Origin of the sequence: Brevibacillus invocatus (assembly GCF_003710915.1) — a bacterium.
Lineage (GTDB): Bacteria > Bacillota > Bacilli > Brevibacillales > Brevibacillaceae > Brevibacillus > Brevibacillus invocatus.
This window is the reverse complement of record NZ_RHHR01000010.1, coordinates 363,939-379,596: the sequence shown is the minus strand read 5'-3', so window position 1 is coordinate 379,596 and position 15,658 is coordinate 363,939. Positions and strand designations below refer to the sequence as shown.

Below are 15,658 nucleotides of genomic sequence, written 5' to 3'. Positions count from 1 at the left end.
ACCTCCCTTCAGTTTTTGGATCAGGATCATTGATCTGCTGCTTCTGCAAGAGAGGGACTCGGTTTGGTCTGACGGATCGCCCGGATGGCTTGCCCCATGTTGTCCAGCTTGAGCGCCATCTCCCCAGAGCTTCGGGAATCCATGATAATCTGCACGAGGCTTTCTTCGAGCGACTGGCTTAGACTCAGCCTTTCCACGATGTCATCGAGCTCACCGATCACCATCTCAAATAAATCAATTTTTTCATAGAGCAGGTTCAGGATGTGTTCTTCAATCGTGCCCACTGTTGACAGGTTGTAGATATGAACATCTCTTTTTTGGCCGAGCCTGTGAACACGGCCAATTCGCTGCTCGACACGCATCGGATTCCAGGGCATGTCGTAATTGATGACCTGATTGCAAAATTGCAGGTTGATCCCTTCACCGCCAGCTTCTGTTGCGATCAAAACCTGTGCACGATTTTGGAACAGATCCGTCATCCAGTCTTTTTTGCTTCTTTTGAAGCCTCCTCGAAAGGGAACAGAGGTGATGCCGTGATCATGCAAGTATTTTTGCAAGTAATTTTGTGTCGCACGGTACTCTGTGAAAATGATCACTTTGTCGTTGATCTGCTGGATCAGCTCGACTGTTTTGGCCGCCTTGGAGTGAGTGTCGATACGTTTGATCAGCTCGACCAGCTCCATGATTTCCTGTCGCAGCGGAGAGTCTTCGGAGAGACGTTGATGCATATTGTACAGCGTCATGAAGGATGCTTCCTTGCTGGAGCAGACTTCTCGCTGCAGGGTAATTAGTGCGAGAGAGTTGAAGCCGCCCGCGCCGGATCGATACTGGTCGCGAACGAAGCGGGTAACCCCCGCGTACAAGTCCATTTCTTCAGCCGTAAGCGAAATAGGAATGGATTGAACACGACGGCTGGTAAAATGGATGCCTCCATCACTGCGTTTGTTGCGAATCATCACTTTTTCAATCTCTGTTCGCAAAGCGTCGTTGTTTTTCGCCTGGCGTTTTCCTTCTACATAATTGGAGGCAAAAGAAGACGTATGGCCCAAATGCCCGGGCTTGAGCAAATTGATTAGGTTGTACAGCTCGTCCATTTCATTCTGAATAGGTGTAGCGGTCAGGAGCAGGCAGTACTTTTTCCGGACTTCTTTGACAAACTGATAATTGCGGGTTCGTTTGTTTTTGAGCTTGTGAGCTTCGTCGATGATCAGCATGTCGTACTCGATATCCGTCACGTGCCGACGATGCGGGTCGCGTTTTGCCGTATCGATTGAGGCAACGACGACATCATGCTGGCGCCACATGTATTCTTTTTTTTGTGCAACGGCAGGAATGCCAAATTTCTGATTCAATTCCTTGGTCCATTGGATGACCAGCGAGGCAGGGACCAGGATCAATATTTTTTTCGCCAACCCGCGCACCATGTATTCTTTCATGATCAGGCCGGCCTCGATGGTTTTGCCCAACCCTACTTCGTCAGCGAGGATGGCACGTCCGCGCATGTCGTTAAGGACACGCTCTGCCGTCTCCATTTGATGAGGGTAAGGGGTGAGCTGTGGCAAGTACTTCAAGCATTGCAGCTGGTCAAAGTCTCGTACAGCCATGGCTTCTTCAGCTTCCAAAGCGAGCTTGAACAGCTCCCACTTGTCCCAAGGCCCGTCCTCATGCATCCGCTCTGTCAGGGGATTGATCCAGTGGGTATCGAATGAAACAGGAACATTCGGCATAATGGTTTCTCCTTTTTGCAGCTTTGCCATATCTTTCTTATCACCAACATAAAACACAAACGTTTGAAAGGTACTCTATGATTTCGTTAAGATTTTTAATAGTTGATGTGGAAATGTATGTTTTCAAGTGCGAACTCTCATGGTAGGATAAAGGAGAAGTTCATCTCTTAGTATGGAATCATATGAAGAACTTATGTATGGCCAAATATCCAACGCGAATGATAGTAGCAGGGAGAGACTGCTTGCACAGCAGCGCCGAAGGAGCAAGCCGGAAACGGTGAATCTCTCAGGCAAAAGTACCTCTACTGGACGCAACTCTGGAGAGAGCTCGAATGAGCCACCAAAGGGGAAACTTGCAGGCGGACAATATCCGTTCGCCATGCATGCAAGGTAACTCTCAGGTACCAAGGACAGGGGAGGAGAAATGGGCGCCAGCTTTTTGGTGTTCCCATTTCTCCTTCCCTGTCTTTCTTTAATTTATTATTTGAAGTAATGAAGGTATAACTCACGGAGGTGCCATTCATGTCTGATTTGAAACGAACGCCGCTATTCGCCAGCTATGCCAAGTACGGTGGCAAAACGATCGACTTCGGTGGTTGGGAGCTGCCAGTTCAGTTTTCAAGCATCACACTAGAGCACGAGGCAGTTCGCACAAAGGCAGGTTTGTTCGATGTTTCCCACATGGGAGAAGTCGAAGTTAAAGGAGACAAGGCACTCGACTATCTCCAGTACGTGACGACCAACGACGTATCCAAGCTGGCGGTTGGCCAAGCGCAATACAGCGTTCTCTGCTACCCCGATGGCGGTACTGTAGACGATCTGCTGGTGTACAAATATGCAGACGACCATTATTTGTTGGTGATTAACGCAGGGAATATTGACAAGGATGTCGCCTGGATGCAGGAGCACCTGATGGAAGGCGTAATCCTTCAAAACATTTCACAGGAGACCGCGCAGCTGGCGATACAGGGACCGCTCGCAGAATCCATTTTGCAAAAACTGACCGAGACAGATCTATCGCAAATCGGCTTCTTCCGTTTTGAACGGGATGTGCTCGTAGATGGCGTGCCTGCATTGGTTTCCCGCAGCGGTTATACCGGTGAGGACGGATTTGAGATCTACATGCCGGCAGACAAAGTCGCACAGCTGTGGGATCGCCTGTTGGAAGTTGGGAAAGAAGACGGATTGCTCCCGTGCGGATTGGGTGCGCGTGACACCTTGCGCTTTGAAGCCAAACTGCCCCTCTACGGTCAGGAGCTGAGCCAAGGGATTACGCCAATCGAAGCGGGAATCGGCTTTGCGGTCAAGGTAGACAAGGCAGTTCCTTTCATCGGTCAGGAAGTATTGACGGCGCAAAAAGAAAACGGTCCAGCACGCAAGCTTGTAGGCATCGAGATGATCGATCGAGGAATCCCGCGTAGTCATTACCCAGTGTTTGTAGGGGATGAACAGATCGGGGAAGTCACGACAGGGACGCAATCGCCGACACTGAAAAAGAATGTGGGTCTCGCGCTGGTGAAGAGTGAATATGCTGCGCTTGGCACATCATTGGATGTAGAGATTCGTGGCAAACGCCTCAAGGCGGAAGTTGTTCCAGCGCCATTTTACAAACGCCCCAAAAACGGATAGCACCCAAACTACCATCCTATTAAGGAGGACAATACACGTGAAATACCGCTACCTGCCCCAAACCGATCAGGACAAGCGCGAAATGCTGGAGACGCTAGGGATCTCCAGTATTGAAGAGCTTTTTGCCGACATCCCGGAAGAAGTCCGCTCCAAGGGTCCCATTCAGATTCCAGAGGCGCTCTCTGAACCGGAGCTGGTCAAATACTTTACCGGTCTCTCCAACAAAAACGTAAACTTTAGCACGCATGTCAACTTTCTTGGAGCTGGCGTGTATCAGCATTACATTCCAAGCACCGTTAACCATATGCTTTTGCGCGGCGAGTTCTTCACCGCTTATACGCCGTACCAGCCTGAGATCAGCCAAGGAGAGCTGCAGGCTATCTTTGAATACCAGACGATGGTTAGTGAACTGACTGGTATGGAAGTAGCCAACTCCTCCATGTACGACGGAGCGACATCTCTTGCAGAAGCAGCGATGATGGCATCCGGTCAGACAGGCAAGAAAAAAGTGATCGTATCCCGTGCCGTACATCCGGAATCTCGCGCCGTGTTGAAATCCTACGCGTATGGTCAAGGTGTAGAGCTGGTAGAGGTAGGCATCAACAGCGAGGGCGTGACGGATCCGGCCGCACTCGAAGCGATCATCGATGACTCAACTGCAGCTGTCATCCTGCAATACCCGAACTTCCTGGGCAACGTCGAAGATCTGGCGACATTTGAACCGATTGTACATGGCAATAGCGCCTTGATGGTCGTATCCTCCAATCCGCTAGCTCTAGGTGTTCTGGAAGCGCCAGGCAAACTGGGTGCAGACATTGTCGTCGGTGACATGCAGCCGTTCGGGATTCCTGCTTCATTTGGCGGACCGCATTGTGGTTATTTTGCTACTACAACCAAGCTGATGCGCAAAATGCCGGGCCGCATTGTGGGTCAAACCAAGGATGAAAACGGAAAACGCGGTTTTGTTCTGACCCTGCAAGCGCGTGAACAGCATATTCGTCGTGAAAAGGCGACTTCCAATATTTGTTCCAACCAGGCGCTGCTAGCTTTGGCAGCCTCCATTACACTGACTGCATTGGGGAAACAAGGGGTTCAGGAAATGGCAATGATCAACCTGCAAAAAGCGCATTATGCCAAGCAAGCCTTGCAGGCAAAAGGATTGGAGATCGTCTATAGCGCTCCTTCCTTCAACGAGTTTGTCGTGAAGCTGTCCAAACCGGTGGCTGACGTAAACAAGCAGCTGTTGAATGCAGGCATCATCGGTGGTTACGATCTGGGATTGGACTATCCAGAGCTGGCAGGGCATACGCTCTTGGCAGTGACCGAGCTGAGAACAAAAGAAGAAATCGACACATTGGTGCAGGAATTGGAGGCGATCACTCGTGCGTAACGACCAGGAGAAAGCACTGATTTTTGAAATGAGCAAGCCAGGACGGGTTGCCTACAATCTGCCGGAGCTGGATGTACCCGAAGTGGACGTTGCCAGTCTCTTGCCGAAGCATTTGATTCGTGAAACACCAGCTGAACTGCCAGAGGTATCCGAACTGCAACTGGTTCGTCACTATACGGAGCTGTCTCGCCGCAATCACGGGGTAGACAACGGATTCTATCCGCTCGGCTCCTGCACGATGAAGTACAATCCGAAGATCAACGAGGATATTGCGCGTTATCCTGGCTTTGCCCAGACGCATCCGTACCAGCCTGAAGAGACTGTACAAGGCGCATTGGAGCTGTTGTACAACCTGCAGGAGGAGCTGGCGGAAATCACGGGTATGGATTCCGTCACCTTGCAGCCTGCGGCAGGTGCAGCGGGCGAATGGACAGGTTTGATGATGATCCGTGCCTACCATGAGAGCCGCGGAGAAGGTCATCGCACCAAAGTAATCGTGCCGAATTCCGCTCACGGCACCAATCCGGCATCTGCTGCTGTAGCAGGTCTGGAAACGGTAACGATCCCATCCGATGAGCGCGGTCTGGTAGATATTCAGGCGTTGCGCGATGCGGTAGGATCTGACACGGCTGCATTGATGCTCACGAATCCAAATACACTGGGCCTGTTTGAAGAGGATATCGTGGAAATGGCGCAGATCGTCCATGAAGCAGGCGGCCTGCTCTATTACGACGGAGCCAATGCCAACGCGATTCTGGGCATCGCTCGACCAGGAGATATGGGATTTGACGTCGTTCACCTCAACTTGCATAAAACCTTCACGGGGCCACACGGTGGCGGTGGACCGGGAGCAGGTCCTGTCGGTGTGAAAAAGATTCTGGAGCCATTCCTGCCTAAGCCGATCGTTGCCAAGAACGCAGAGGGCATGTTCTACTGGGATAACGACCGTCCACAATCGATGGGACGGGTAAAAGGCTACAACGGGAACTTCGGCATTCTCGTCCGTGCATACAGCTATATTCGTACAATGGGTCCAGAAGGCTTGCTGCAGGTGTCTCAAAATGCAGTACTCAATGCCAACTACATGATGCGTCGCTTGGCAACCGCCTATCAATTGCCTTATGACCGTGTGTGCAAGCACGAATTCGTTCTCTCCGGTGTTCTGCAAAAGAAACTGGGTGTGCGCACACTCGATATCGCAAAGCGCTTGCTGGATTTCGGCTACCATCCGCCAACCATCTACTTCCCACTGATTGTAGATGAGTGCATGATGATCGAGCCGACCGAGACGGAGACCAAAGAGACGTTGGATGAATTCATCGATGTTATGCTGCAAATTGCACGTGAATGTGAAGAGAATCCGGAAATCGTCCAGGAAGCTCCACATACGACAGTGGTCAAGCGACTGGATGAAGCAACTGCGGCACGTAAGCCCGTTCTTCGCTACCAGGCACAATAATGCTTTGCTTCTGCCAGCAACCGCCCATTTTCGTTTCGGGCGGTTTTTTCCTTTTCGTGATACGATGGATGGTAGGATACTCGTCGGGAAGGAAGAGCGGGATGAAAAAACGCATCGTATTTACAGGGGGAGGGTCCGCAGGCCATGTGACGGTCAATCTCGCCTGTATCCCTCATTTTTTGGAGGAGGGCTGGGAAGTTGCCTATATCGGTTCAGCTGCAGGTATCGAGCGAGAGCTGACCAAAGATCTGCCAGGTGTTCGATACGTTGCGATTTCTACAGGTAAACTACGTCGGTATTTCGACTGGAAAAATGTGACCGATCCGCTCCGTGTCAGCAAAGGGGTCTGGGAGGCAGCCCGCTTTTTGCGAACGTGGAAACCAGATGTCATTTTCTCCAAGGGTGGTTTTGTTTCTGTACCCGTCGTAATGGGTGGATGGATCAATCGAATTCCCGTTGTGATCCATGAGTCCGATCTCACACCTGGACTGGCGAATCGTATCTCCATCCCGTTCGCAAGCAAGGTATGCGCGACGTTTCCCGAAACGCTTAGCCACATCCCCAAACACAAAGGGGTTTACGTCGGAGCGATTGTGCGGGAGGAGCTGAAGCGAGGAGATCGGCAGGAAGGCTTCATTACCTGTGGGTTTTCTCATCACAAACCTGTGCTGATGGTGATGGGGGGAAGCCTAGGAGCCAAGCGGATCAATGATGCGGTTCGTGCAAATTTGCCTACACTGCTGGAGAAATTCCAAATCATACATATTTGCGGAAAAGGGCAGATGCAGGAGAGCCTGCGCTATGACGGCTACCGTCAATTTGAGTATGTGCAAGAGGAGCTTCCCCATCTGCTTGCCATATCTGATTTGGTTGTGTCCAGAGCTGGCTCCAATGCCATTTTCGAATTTCTGGCGTTAGCCAAGCCTATGCTCTTGATTCCGTTATCGAAAGCGGCGAGTCGGGGAGATCAGATTTTGAATGCTCGTTCGTTTGAAAAACAGGGCTTTTGCCAGGTGCTGCAGGAGGAAGAGCTTAGCAACGAGCGGTTTTTGCAAGACCTTTTGCGGGTTTGGGAACGTCGAACAGGTTATGCTGCTGCCATGAGGCAGATTCGACAAGAGGATGCCTTGAAGCAGGTACTGGAGCTGATCGAGCAAACTGCAAGGTGAACGCCCTGAGGGTTGTGGATGCTTCGATCTTCTGCGTACAATGAAAGGGTTAAGAGGAGGCGTAATTGATGGAAAAATGGCGCTTTATTGTGACAGAACCGATGTCACCAGCGATGAATATGGCAGTGGATGAGGCTATTTTGCAGCTCCATGGAGAAGGGAAAGTACCACCTACCGTCCGCTTTTACACGTGGGACCCGGCTACTCTGTCCATCGGCTATTTTCAAAAAGCTGTTAAAGAGATCAATCTGGAAGAAGTACATAGACAAGGTCTGGGGTTCGTTCGTCGCCCTACTGGGGGCAGAGCGGTTCTCCACGACAAGGAACTAACGTATAGCGTGATTGTATCGGAGGAGCATCCCAAGATGCCATCCAGTGTGACAGAGGCCTACAAAATTATCAGTATGGGTCTGTTGCATGGATTTCAGAATCTGGGCTTGAGTGCTGAAATGGTGTCGCTAGCCAGTGAGGAGGAAAAAGAAAAATATACTTCTCCAGGGTCATCTGCCTGCTTCGATTCACCATCCTGGTACGAACTGGTGGTAGAAGGAAAAAAAGTGGCTGGGAGCGCCCAGACCAGACAAAAAGGGGTTATTCTGCAGCATGGGTCGATCCTGCTCGATATGGACGTTGAGCTCTTGTTCTCCCTGTTGAATTTTCCTTCCGAACGAGTCAAGCAGCGCATGATGGAGAGCTTTCGCCAAAAAGCAGTGACCATCAATGAAGTGAGTACACGCCCAATCGGGTTGCAGGAAGCCATCAAGGCATTTGGTCGCGGTTTTGCTTCGGGCTTGGACGTCGAGCTGGTGGCATCCGATCTGACAGCAGAAGAGCGGGAGCTGGCTCATGAGCTGGTCCAAACGAGATACGGAACAGAAGAGTGGAATATGCGTCGGTGAAAAACGAAGCTCTCCGTTGGTCGCAATAGACCGGGAGAGCTTCGTTCTTTTTATACGAGGACTGCTGCCTCAATATGCTGTTCGAACAAGGCTTGCAGCTTTTTCGTTACGGCTCCTACTTGGCCATCCGCAATCGCCTGGCCGTCTACGGAGATGAGCGGCATGACTTCAGCAGTCGTACTACTCAGGAAGAGCTCATCGGCTTGCATCAGGAAATTTGTATCGAATGGCTCTTCGTGTACAGCGATGCCATTGTTTTTCGCCAGTTCAATTACGATTTCACGGGTAATTCCACGCAAGATCATATTGTTGGCAGGGTGTGTATAGAGGGCGCCGTTTTTCACTGCGAACAGATTGGCAGCACTGCACTCGGTTACGATGCCATCTCGATGCAGAATCGCATCCTGTGCGCCTGCGTCCTTGGCGTATTGCTTGACGAGTACTGCACCTAAAAGGCTTAACGATTTGATGTCGCAACGCAGCCAACGGATATCGTCAACCAGCTTGGTGCTCAATCCTTTTTTATGATCAGCGAGTGGACGGTCCTTGAGTCTGACAAAGCCCATCAGGACAGGCTTGGAACTGCCGGGAATATCGTGAGCGCGCGGTGAGATTCCACGCGACACTTGCATGTACAGGATGGCATCGTCATTGGATGTAATCTTATTTTTTTCCAGCAGCTGCTGAGCGATGTCGAGAAGCTCTTTCTCGGTCCAGGTCATGTCCAGCTTGATTTCTTTTGCACAGCGATACAGGCGTGCGATATGGCCATCCCATTGGTACAGCTTTCCTTTGTAAACACGAATGACTTCATAGACGCCGTCTCCGAAGTTGTAACCTCGATCTTCGGGATCAACGGCTGCAGATCCTGATTCAACCCATTTTCCATCCACATATAGCATGGTTAATCCTCCTCTAATCGTGCGTTCCTGAACCACTGATTTCACCTTAGCATCTCGTCAGATCATGGTCAATTTCAAAATAGCAAAACAAGTATCAATCATTTTTCAGATAGCAAGGGGTCTCCATAAAGAATCTTCATACTCGAAAACGTAGGCCCAACATGAATTCGACACAGGAATTAGATCGATAGAGGAATAAACGGGAGAAAAGCTGTCGTTCACTGACGGTGAATGCTGGTATTTGACTAACTATTCTGACTAGACGCTGCCAGTTTTCCCAGCTCATAATAAGACGTACAAACGGGTGAAGGGGGAGATTGATTTGCAGATCATACGCCATTACGCCTTGAAAACAGCACTTGCAAGCGGGCTATTGCTAACGCCTTTGCTTGCCTTCTCACCAACAGTAGTGAACAGCCAGGTGTCAGCACAGGTCGATTCAGACCTTCTTTATGAGCATGTGGAATATCTGGCAAAAATCCCGCGCCCACCAGCAACAGAGACGGAATTTGCCGCAGGTGTATACATAGAAAATACTTTGCGTTCGTACGGCTATCAAACGAAGCTGCAGCCCTTTACTTACTACTCCTATCGAAAGCCTACGACCCTTTCCTTACAGGTAGAGGGGGTGCCTGGGGTAACCGGGAGTCTGCATGGGTTTACATACGCTCCAAACGGAATTGCCAGTGGAATGGTCGTAGCATGCGGAGAAGGGACGGCAGCCGATTTTCAACAGACAGATGTTCAAGGAAAGATCGCCCTGGTGAAACGGGGGAGTCTTCCATACAGTGAAAAAGTGAGACAGGCGGCAGCCGCAGGAGCAGCTGGACTCATCATTCAAAATGACCGGGATCAGATGTGGAAGGGCTCATTGGGTGCTCCGCTCGATATGGCGGTACCGGTAGTGGGGATTTCCAAAAGTCAGGGAGAACTGTTGCGTGCCAAAATGAATCAGGGGGGCGCTATGGCCACCATGAAGGTGGATGGAGCCTTGACCCTTCGGCATACGTCGTATTCGATTTTGGCCAATCGTCCAGCCACGTCAGACAATCGAGGTCAAGTGGTAATTCTGGCCGCGCGTCACGACTCCTTGGCAAATTCGCAGGGAGCGGACCAGGGGGCATCTGGAGTTGCAGTCATGCTGGAGGCAGCGAGAATCCTCGCGGAGCAACCATCTGACACAGACATTCAGCTGGTCAGCTTTGGTGCCTCGACGGCTGGCAATCAGGGAGCACGCAGCTTTGTCAAAAGCCTGGGAGAACGAGAAAAAAGCAAAATTGTAGCCGCTATTGTGCTGGATGCCTTGGGAAAAAAGGACGCGGGGCAGTTGGTGGCAACGTCGAATGGGGGAGCAGAGAGGCTTCCCGTCAAGCTGATTCAAGAGGCAGGGGTACAGGTGATCTCAGGTTCCGACACGGCGGTATTCGGGAGTACTCAAATCCTGTCTGGTTCCCATGTACCGACCGCTTACTTGACAAGACAGCCGGGAAAAGGTCAGCAGCCAGATACACCAGAGAGCGTCAGTCGCGAGCATTTGGCAGAAGCCACACAGGCTCTGCTGGATGCAGTCAGCCCCATCACCGATCCTCAGTCACCAGCCTATCCGAAGCCTGTGCATGACAACCTGCCTGAATGGAAAGATAGCTTGGATGAAGAGGTTCAATAATGCCAAAAAGCGTCCTGAGACATGGACGCTTTTTTCTGTGCACAATAGCAGTTCTGATATCAGGTTTGCTTTCGTTTGATCCAGTACATGCGAAGCAGCAAGAGTATTCCGCAGTACGTTGCACCTGTTGCCAAAAGGGAAGCACTCCTCGGGAAGATCAGGGATATCAATGCGACGATGAACATCGTTCCTACCATAACCAAGACGAGCGGCTTCAGTTGAAGATCGTGACGGACGGATACCGGTAAAGCAAGAGAGGAGATCAGAATAGCCAGCCAGATGCCGATATGGAACAAGGACAGCAGAACGTGTAGCCAATCGCCAAAAGGGATGAGCTGTGACAGGATGAACCTGATTGGCATCGGCGACGCGTGTACGTCATGCCAATAAGCCAGAAGAATGGCTTGACCGAGCATGGCAAGCACAAAGAACGAAAGACTGCCCAGTCCTACTCCCCATCGTATCGTGCCTTCATCGGGTATGCGGCTGATCAAGGGCAAACAAAAGACGAGGCACAATAAATAATGAAGAGCTAAATACAAAAATGCGTGGATCAGCCAGTACAGGTTTAATTGATAGCTGAGCGAGGGAATCGGTACATGCAGCTGTTCCATGAAAATCAACAGGAATAAGAGAAAGCCAGTTGACAGAATCACGGAAGCACCGGTAATCATTCTTTTTCGGCCGCCTATCAGAAAAAACACGGCGATCAATGACGGTATGACGATCATGATCCATGCTACCGTTCCTGTAGCGAAAGAGCCAGCGTATTGACTTGCTATGACTCCGGCATACGTGAGCAGAAAAAAATGGGTCAATGCCGATAAGGTAGGAGCGATCGACTCGCCAAAGCAATGCAGATACAAATCATGCAAGGAGCGGATTCCATGCCGATGACAGACGATCAGCACGTGATAGCCAAACCAACCCAGGCCGACACTGGCGCATACGATCCCGAGTGTTCCCCAAGAACCGAAGTAGGCGAAAAAACGTAACCATTCATATCCGCCCAGGTACGTCCCTCCGAGTGCAGCTCCTGCGAAAAGTGCAGCGATCTGCCAAGTGTATTTGTCCATAGGCATCATCCTTATTTCCAACTTGGTACAAGTGTATGAGCGAATAGGGCTTGTTCAGAACTGAGACATTAAACAAACATATATGTTTACAAAATATAGCAAGTTGCGTATACTGTACAAAGAAATACTCACGAGATTATGCGATGAGGTGAAGTCATGAAAATTATCGGAATTGCTGGCAGCATGAGAGCTGATTCCACAACTCAAAAAGCCGTATCGATTGTACTAAAGGCTGCCGAGCGAGCAGGAGCTGATACCCAACTCATCCATCTGGCAGAATGGCAGCTCCCGATTTATGATGGTCGCAGCGACACTTCTACCTACCCGGACGTGGTGCACCGCTTCATCCAGGCTGTCGAGGATGCGGATGGCTTGGTCATCGGTTCGCCGGAGTATCACGGCTCGCTGACAGGCGCACTTAAAAACAGTCTTGATTTTTTGGAAGGACGTCACTTAAAGGATAAACAGGTAGCGCTTTTAGGAGTGGCAGGGGGCAGTTTGGGGGCGACGAATACAGTCAATACGCTGAACCAAATCATGCGAAATTTGCATGCATGTCCGCTACCATCCAGTCCGACTATACCTTCCGCATACAACGCTTTTACTTCTGATGGCAGGCTAAAGGATGAAGCCTTGCAGGCCAGATTGGAAATACTTGGTACGAAACTGGTGGAATTCGTACAATTCATGAACTCAAGCAAAGAAAAACAGCTGTTATAGGTCAGGTAAATCTTGCAAATCATTCTCATTCCAAGGTATGATATTTTTACGTGCCTTTTTTGGCCGTCCGAAATACGGTTTGGAAATGAGGGGTTCGCATGCCGACGCCGAGCATGGAAGACTATTTAGAACGCATTTACAGCTTAATTGAAGAAAAGGGCTATGCTCGAGTCTCTGATATTGCTGAAGCGTTGGAAGTACATCCCTCTTCGGTCACGAAGATGGTTCAAAAGCTCGACAAAGACAAATATCTTATTTATGAAAAATATCGTGGCCTGGTGCTGACGCCAAAAGGGAAGAAGATCGGGAAGAGATTGGTGGATCGCCACAGCCTGCTCGAAGAGTTCATGCGGATCATCGGAGTAGATGAGAGCCACATTTATCAGGATGTCGAGGGAATTGAACATCATCTCAGCTGGGAATCGATAACCTGTATCGAGTATTTGGTGCAGTACTTTCAGGGTGATCCATCCCGCATGGATGAACTGCATCGTATCAGACTAGAGGATGAACAAAAAGAAGAATAGGAAATCAGTCAAAAACGCAAGCCGGATACGGTTTGCGTTTTTCGCTTTCGCATGAGATAAGCCATCTCCTTATATGGATATAGAGAGCAACGACAGGAGGTGGCTGGATGAGGGCGGATGCCGTGTTTGAGGGCGGCGGGGTAAAAGGGATAGCCTTTGTAGGAGCTTTGGAGGTCATGGAGCAGAATGGATACACCTGGGAAAAATTGGCAGGAACATCAGCAGGCTCCATCGTCGCGGCTTTACTGAGTGCGGGTTATACGGGTCGTGAATTGAAGCCCATATTTGAAGAGCTGGACTATCTCTATTTTCTTAAAAAAACAGGGCTGGGACATCTGCCGTATGTGGGACCCGTAATCGAATTGATCATGCATCAGGGCATGTATCGCGGGGACAGGATCGAGCTTTTTGTCGAGGAGCTGCTACGGCGCAAGGGAGTGCGAACCTTCGGTGATCTGCCGCCTGGCAAGTTGAGAATTATCGCATCGGATATCAGCAGAGGAAAGATGCTCGTCCTGCCTGATGACCTGGTGGAGTACGATTTGATGCCGGAGAATTTTTCGGTCGCTCGTGCCGTACGGATGTCATCCTCGATCCCATTCTTCTTTCAGCCGGTTCGGATCAAGAAGGACGGCAAGCCGAACTACATTGTGGATGGGGCTTTGCTCAGCAACTATCCGGTTTGGTTGTTTGATGTCCCAGGTGTGCCGGAATGGCCGACTATTGGCTTTCGATTAACTGACAAGCAGTCGAAATCTGAGGAAGCCAACGTGAGCGGACTGTTTACCTTTACACGAAGCCTATTGATGACGATGCTGGATGCCCACGATCGCCTTTTTGTGGATAAAGCGCATGCGGTTCGCACGATTTTCATCAATACGCTGGGTGTGCGTGCTACTCAATTTCAATTATCCCCAGAGATGAGAAAGGAATTGTTTTTGTCAGGGGAAGAGTCAGCGAGGAGGTTCCTGAACCATTGGAACTTTCAGAATTATGTAGAAGTGTTTCGAAGTCAAACACCGAAGCGCTTGGTTTAATAGAAAACAGGCTGCCATGTTGAATGGCAACCTGTTTTTTGCAATTTCCGTGTTCGTCATTCATTGGAAGAGATTGTTCTGAGAATCCTGGTCAGATTGCTTGTCGTTTGCTTTTCCTTTTCCTTTTCCCTTTTTTCCATCGATTACGCGGAATGGGTGGTTTTTCCTTGGCGGAGGTTGGGATGGCTTTTTCCCAGCCGAACGCACGGAGTTGGTCTTTGGCTTGGGTTGATAGGGTTTGCGCGGCACAGCGGGTCGGGAAAAAAATTTACCCGTCCGCAGGAAGTGACGGACACCCAGAAAAAGCAAGACCGATAAACCCAACACAATCAAGGTGTTGATTGGATCTGAAATGAACGTAACTAAGAAACCGTAAATCGCAAGCAGTATCACAATCAGAATCACAGGTGGAATTCGGCGTAACATAGGGCCTCACCTCAAAGGGAATAAAAAGATTGCCGCACGTTAAGACGTTATCCGGTAGTCACCAAACGTTCCTGTCCTTGTTTTTGGTCCAGCTCACGCATTTTTTGAAAAGAGGCGATGGCCACTTCTACTTGGCTGTCATCTGGTTCGCGCGTTGTGATCTTTTGCAGCCACAGACCGGGATATCCCAAATAGCGCAGAACAGGTGTATCGCGCAGCATGTTCGTCCATTGAAGAACTTCGTACGAGACACCGATTACAAGTGGCAACAGAACGATCCGCTGTACGACCCGTTCAGTGAGCGATTGGTAATCAAACAAGGAGTATATGACGACTCCAACAAACACAGTGAAGATCAAAAAGCTACTCCCACAACGGTAATGGAGTGTGGAAAATTTTTGTACATTCTTTACCGTTAATTCTACCCCAGACTCAAAGGCGTTAATCACTTTATGTTCTGCCCCGTGATACTGAAACAGCCTTTTGATAATGGGGGCTTTGGCGATTGCTGTGATGTAGCCGAGCAGCAGGAGAATCTTGAAGCCACCCTCTGCCAAGGTTTGCGGAACGCCGTCCGGAACCCATTTGCCCAAAAGAAAATCGGCTAGAAAAACGGGTACTAACGTAAAGACAAACTTTCCGAACAAGAAGGATAAGACGCCGACGAGTGCCACACCCAAAATCATGGTCAGTTTCGACGGGCCTTCGGAGACTTCTTCTCCCGAATCCAAACTGTATCGCTCAGATGCAAAGTTGAGATGCTTGGCTCCATTTGCACTTGCTTCGATCAATCCTACCAGTCCACGTAGAAATGGAATCTTTTTTAAGGGCTTTATCCATGTATATTCCGTTCGCGGAGCTTCAAAATACTCGATTTCTTGATTTTTTGTACGTACAGCTGTTACGGTTACGGTTTTGCCGCCGAACATGACACCTTCAATTACAGCCTGGCCACCGTAGTTTGGCACTTTTTGTTGCGTCAACTGCTATCACCTTCCTCACTTTTTATTCTAACGGAAATGGAGCGTTGA

Annotated in this window: 14 protein-coding genes and 2 riboswitches; of the genes, 9 read left to right on the top strand and 5 right to left on the bottom strand. The window is 49.9% G+C overall.

The window, feature by feature from the left end; genetic code table 11:
* Positions 1–26 precede the first annotated feature (26 nt).
* Positions 27–1,727, bottom strand: a complete 1,701-nt coding sequence (locus tag EDM52_RS07965; RefSeq protein WP_122908553.1) for a DEAD/DEAH box helicase — start codon at positions 1,725–1,727, stop codon at positions 27–29.
* A 218-nt stretch (positions 1,728–1,945) separates the two neighbouring features.
* Positions 1,946–2,039, top strand: a riboswitch (glycine riboswitch).
* Positions 2,040–2,151, top strand: a riboswitch (glycine riboswitch).
* A gap of 98 nt (positions 2,152–2,249) precedes the next feature.
* Here EDM52_RS07965 and gcvT point away from each other — a divergent pair.
* The 5 genes from gcvT (at position 2,250) to EDM52_RS07940 (ending at position 8,273) form a co-directional block, all read left to right on the top strand.
* Positions 2,250–3,356, top strand: coding sequence for a glycine cleavage system aminomethyltransferase GcvT (gene gcvT / locus EDM52_RS07960; RefSeq protein ID WP_122908464.1), 1,107 nt, complete (start codon positions 2,250–2,252; stop codon positions 3,354–3,356).
* 37 nt (positions 3,357–3,393) lie between these two features.
* Positions 3,394–4,746: an aminomethyl-transferring glycine dehydrogenase subunit GcvPA gene (gene gcvPA, locus EDM52_RS07955; protein ID WP_122908463.1), complete on the top strand. Its 1,353-nt coding sequence runs from the start codon at positions 3,394–3,396 to the stop codon at positions 4,744–4,746.
* On the top strand, positions 4,739–6,205 hold the full coding sequence (gene gcvPB / locus EDM52_RS07950) for an aminomethyl-transferring glycine dehydrogenase subunit GcvPB (RefSeq protein WP_122908462.1): 1,467 nt from the start codon (positions 4,739–4,741) through the stop codon (positions 6,203–6,205). The genes gcvPA and gcvPB overlap by 8 nt, the downstream gene beginning before the upstream one ends.
* A 101-nt stretch (positions 6,206–6,306) precedes the next feature.
* Positions 6,307–7,374, top strand: a complete 1,068-nt coding sequence (locus tag EDM52_RS07945; RefSeq protein WP_122908461.1) for an undecaprenyldiphospho-muramoylpentapeptide beta-N-acetylglucosaminyltransferase — start codon at positions 6,307–6,309, stop codon at positions 7,372–7,374.
* 68 nt (positions 7,375–7,442) lie between these two features.
* The gene (locus EDM52_RS07940) at positions 7,443–8,273 is read left to right on the top strand and encodes a lipoate--protein ligase family protein (RefSeq protein WP_122908460.1); all 831 of its coding nucleotides are present in this window, start codon (positions 7,443–7,445) and stop codon (positions 8,271–8,273) included.
* 50 nt (positions 8,274–8,323) lie between these two features.
* On the opposite strand, the gene dat is transcribed toward EDM52_RS07940, so the two are convergent.
* On the bottom strand, positions 8,324–9,175 hold the full coding sequence (gene dat, locus EDM52_RS07935; protein WP_122908459.1) for a D-amino-acid transaminase: 852 nt from the start codon (positions 9,173–9,175) through the stop codon (positions 8,324–8,326).
* A gap of 322 nt (positions 9,176–9,497) precedes the next feature.
* On the opposite strand from dat, the gene EDM52_RS07930 reads away from it, so the two are divergent.
* On the top strand, positions 9,498–10,841 hold the full coding sequence (locus EDM52_RS07930; RefSeq protein ID WP_122908458.1) for a PA domain-containing protein: 1,344 nt from the start codon (positions 9,498–9,500) through the stop codon (positions 10,839–10,841).
* A 59-nt stretch (positions 10,842–10,900) separates the two neighbouring features.
* On the opposite strand, the gene EDM52_RS07925 is transcribed toward EDM52_RS07930, so the two are convergent.
* Positions 10,901–11,917: a hypothetical protein gene (locus EDM52_RS07925; protein ID WP_122908457.1), complete on the bottom strand. Its 1,017-nt coding sequence runs from the start codon at positions 11,915–11,917 to the stop codon at positions 10,901–10,903.
* A gap of 156 nt (positions 11,918–12,073) precedes the next feature.
* On the opposite strand from EDM52_RS07925, the gene EDM52_RS07920 reads away from it, so the two are divergent.
* From EDM52_RS07920 to EDM52_RS07910, 3 genes are all read left to right on the top strand, one after another.
* Positions 12,074–12,637, top strand: coding sequence for an NADPH-dependent FMN reductase (locus tag EDM52_RS07920; protein ID WP_122908456.1), 564 nt, complete (start codon positions 12,074–12,076; stop codon positions 12,635–12,637).
* A 98-nt stretch (positions 12,638–12,735) separates the two neighbouring features.
* The gene (gene mntR / locus EDM52_RS07915) at positions 12,736–13,164 is read left to right on the top strand and encodes a transcriptional regulator MntR (RefSeq protein WP_122908455.1); all 429 of its coding nucleotides are present in this window, start codon (positions 12,736–12,738) and stop codon (positions 13,162–13,164) included.
* Between the two features lie 107 nt (positions 13,165–13,271).
* Positions 13,272–14,201, top strand: coding sequence for a patatin-like phospholipase family protein (locus EDM52_RS07910; protein WP_122908454.1), 930 nt, complete (start codon positions 13,272–13,274; stop codon positions 14,199–14,201).
* Between the two features lie 60 nt (positions 14,202–14,261).
* On the opposite strand, the gene EDM52_RS07905 is transcribed toward EDM52_RS07910, so the two are convergent.
* Both EDM52_RS07905 and EDM52_RS07900 read right to left on the bottom strand, forming a co-directional pair.
* The gene (locus EDM52_RS07905) at positions 14,262–14,627 is read right to left on the bottom strand and encodes a hypothetical protein (protein WP_122908453.1); all 366 of its coding nucleotides are present in this window, start codon (positions 14,625–14,627) and stop codon (positions 14,262–14,264) included.
* 47 nt (positions 14,628–14,674) lie between these two features.
* Positions 14,675–15,610 (bottom strand): DUF1385 domain-containing protein, encoded by a 936-nt coding sequence (locus EDM52_RS07900; protein WP_122908452.1) that lies wholly within the window; start codon positions 15,608–15,610, stop codon positions 14,675–14,677.
* Positions 15,611–15,658: the final 48 nt, after the last annotated feature.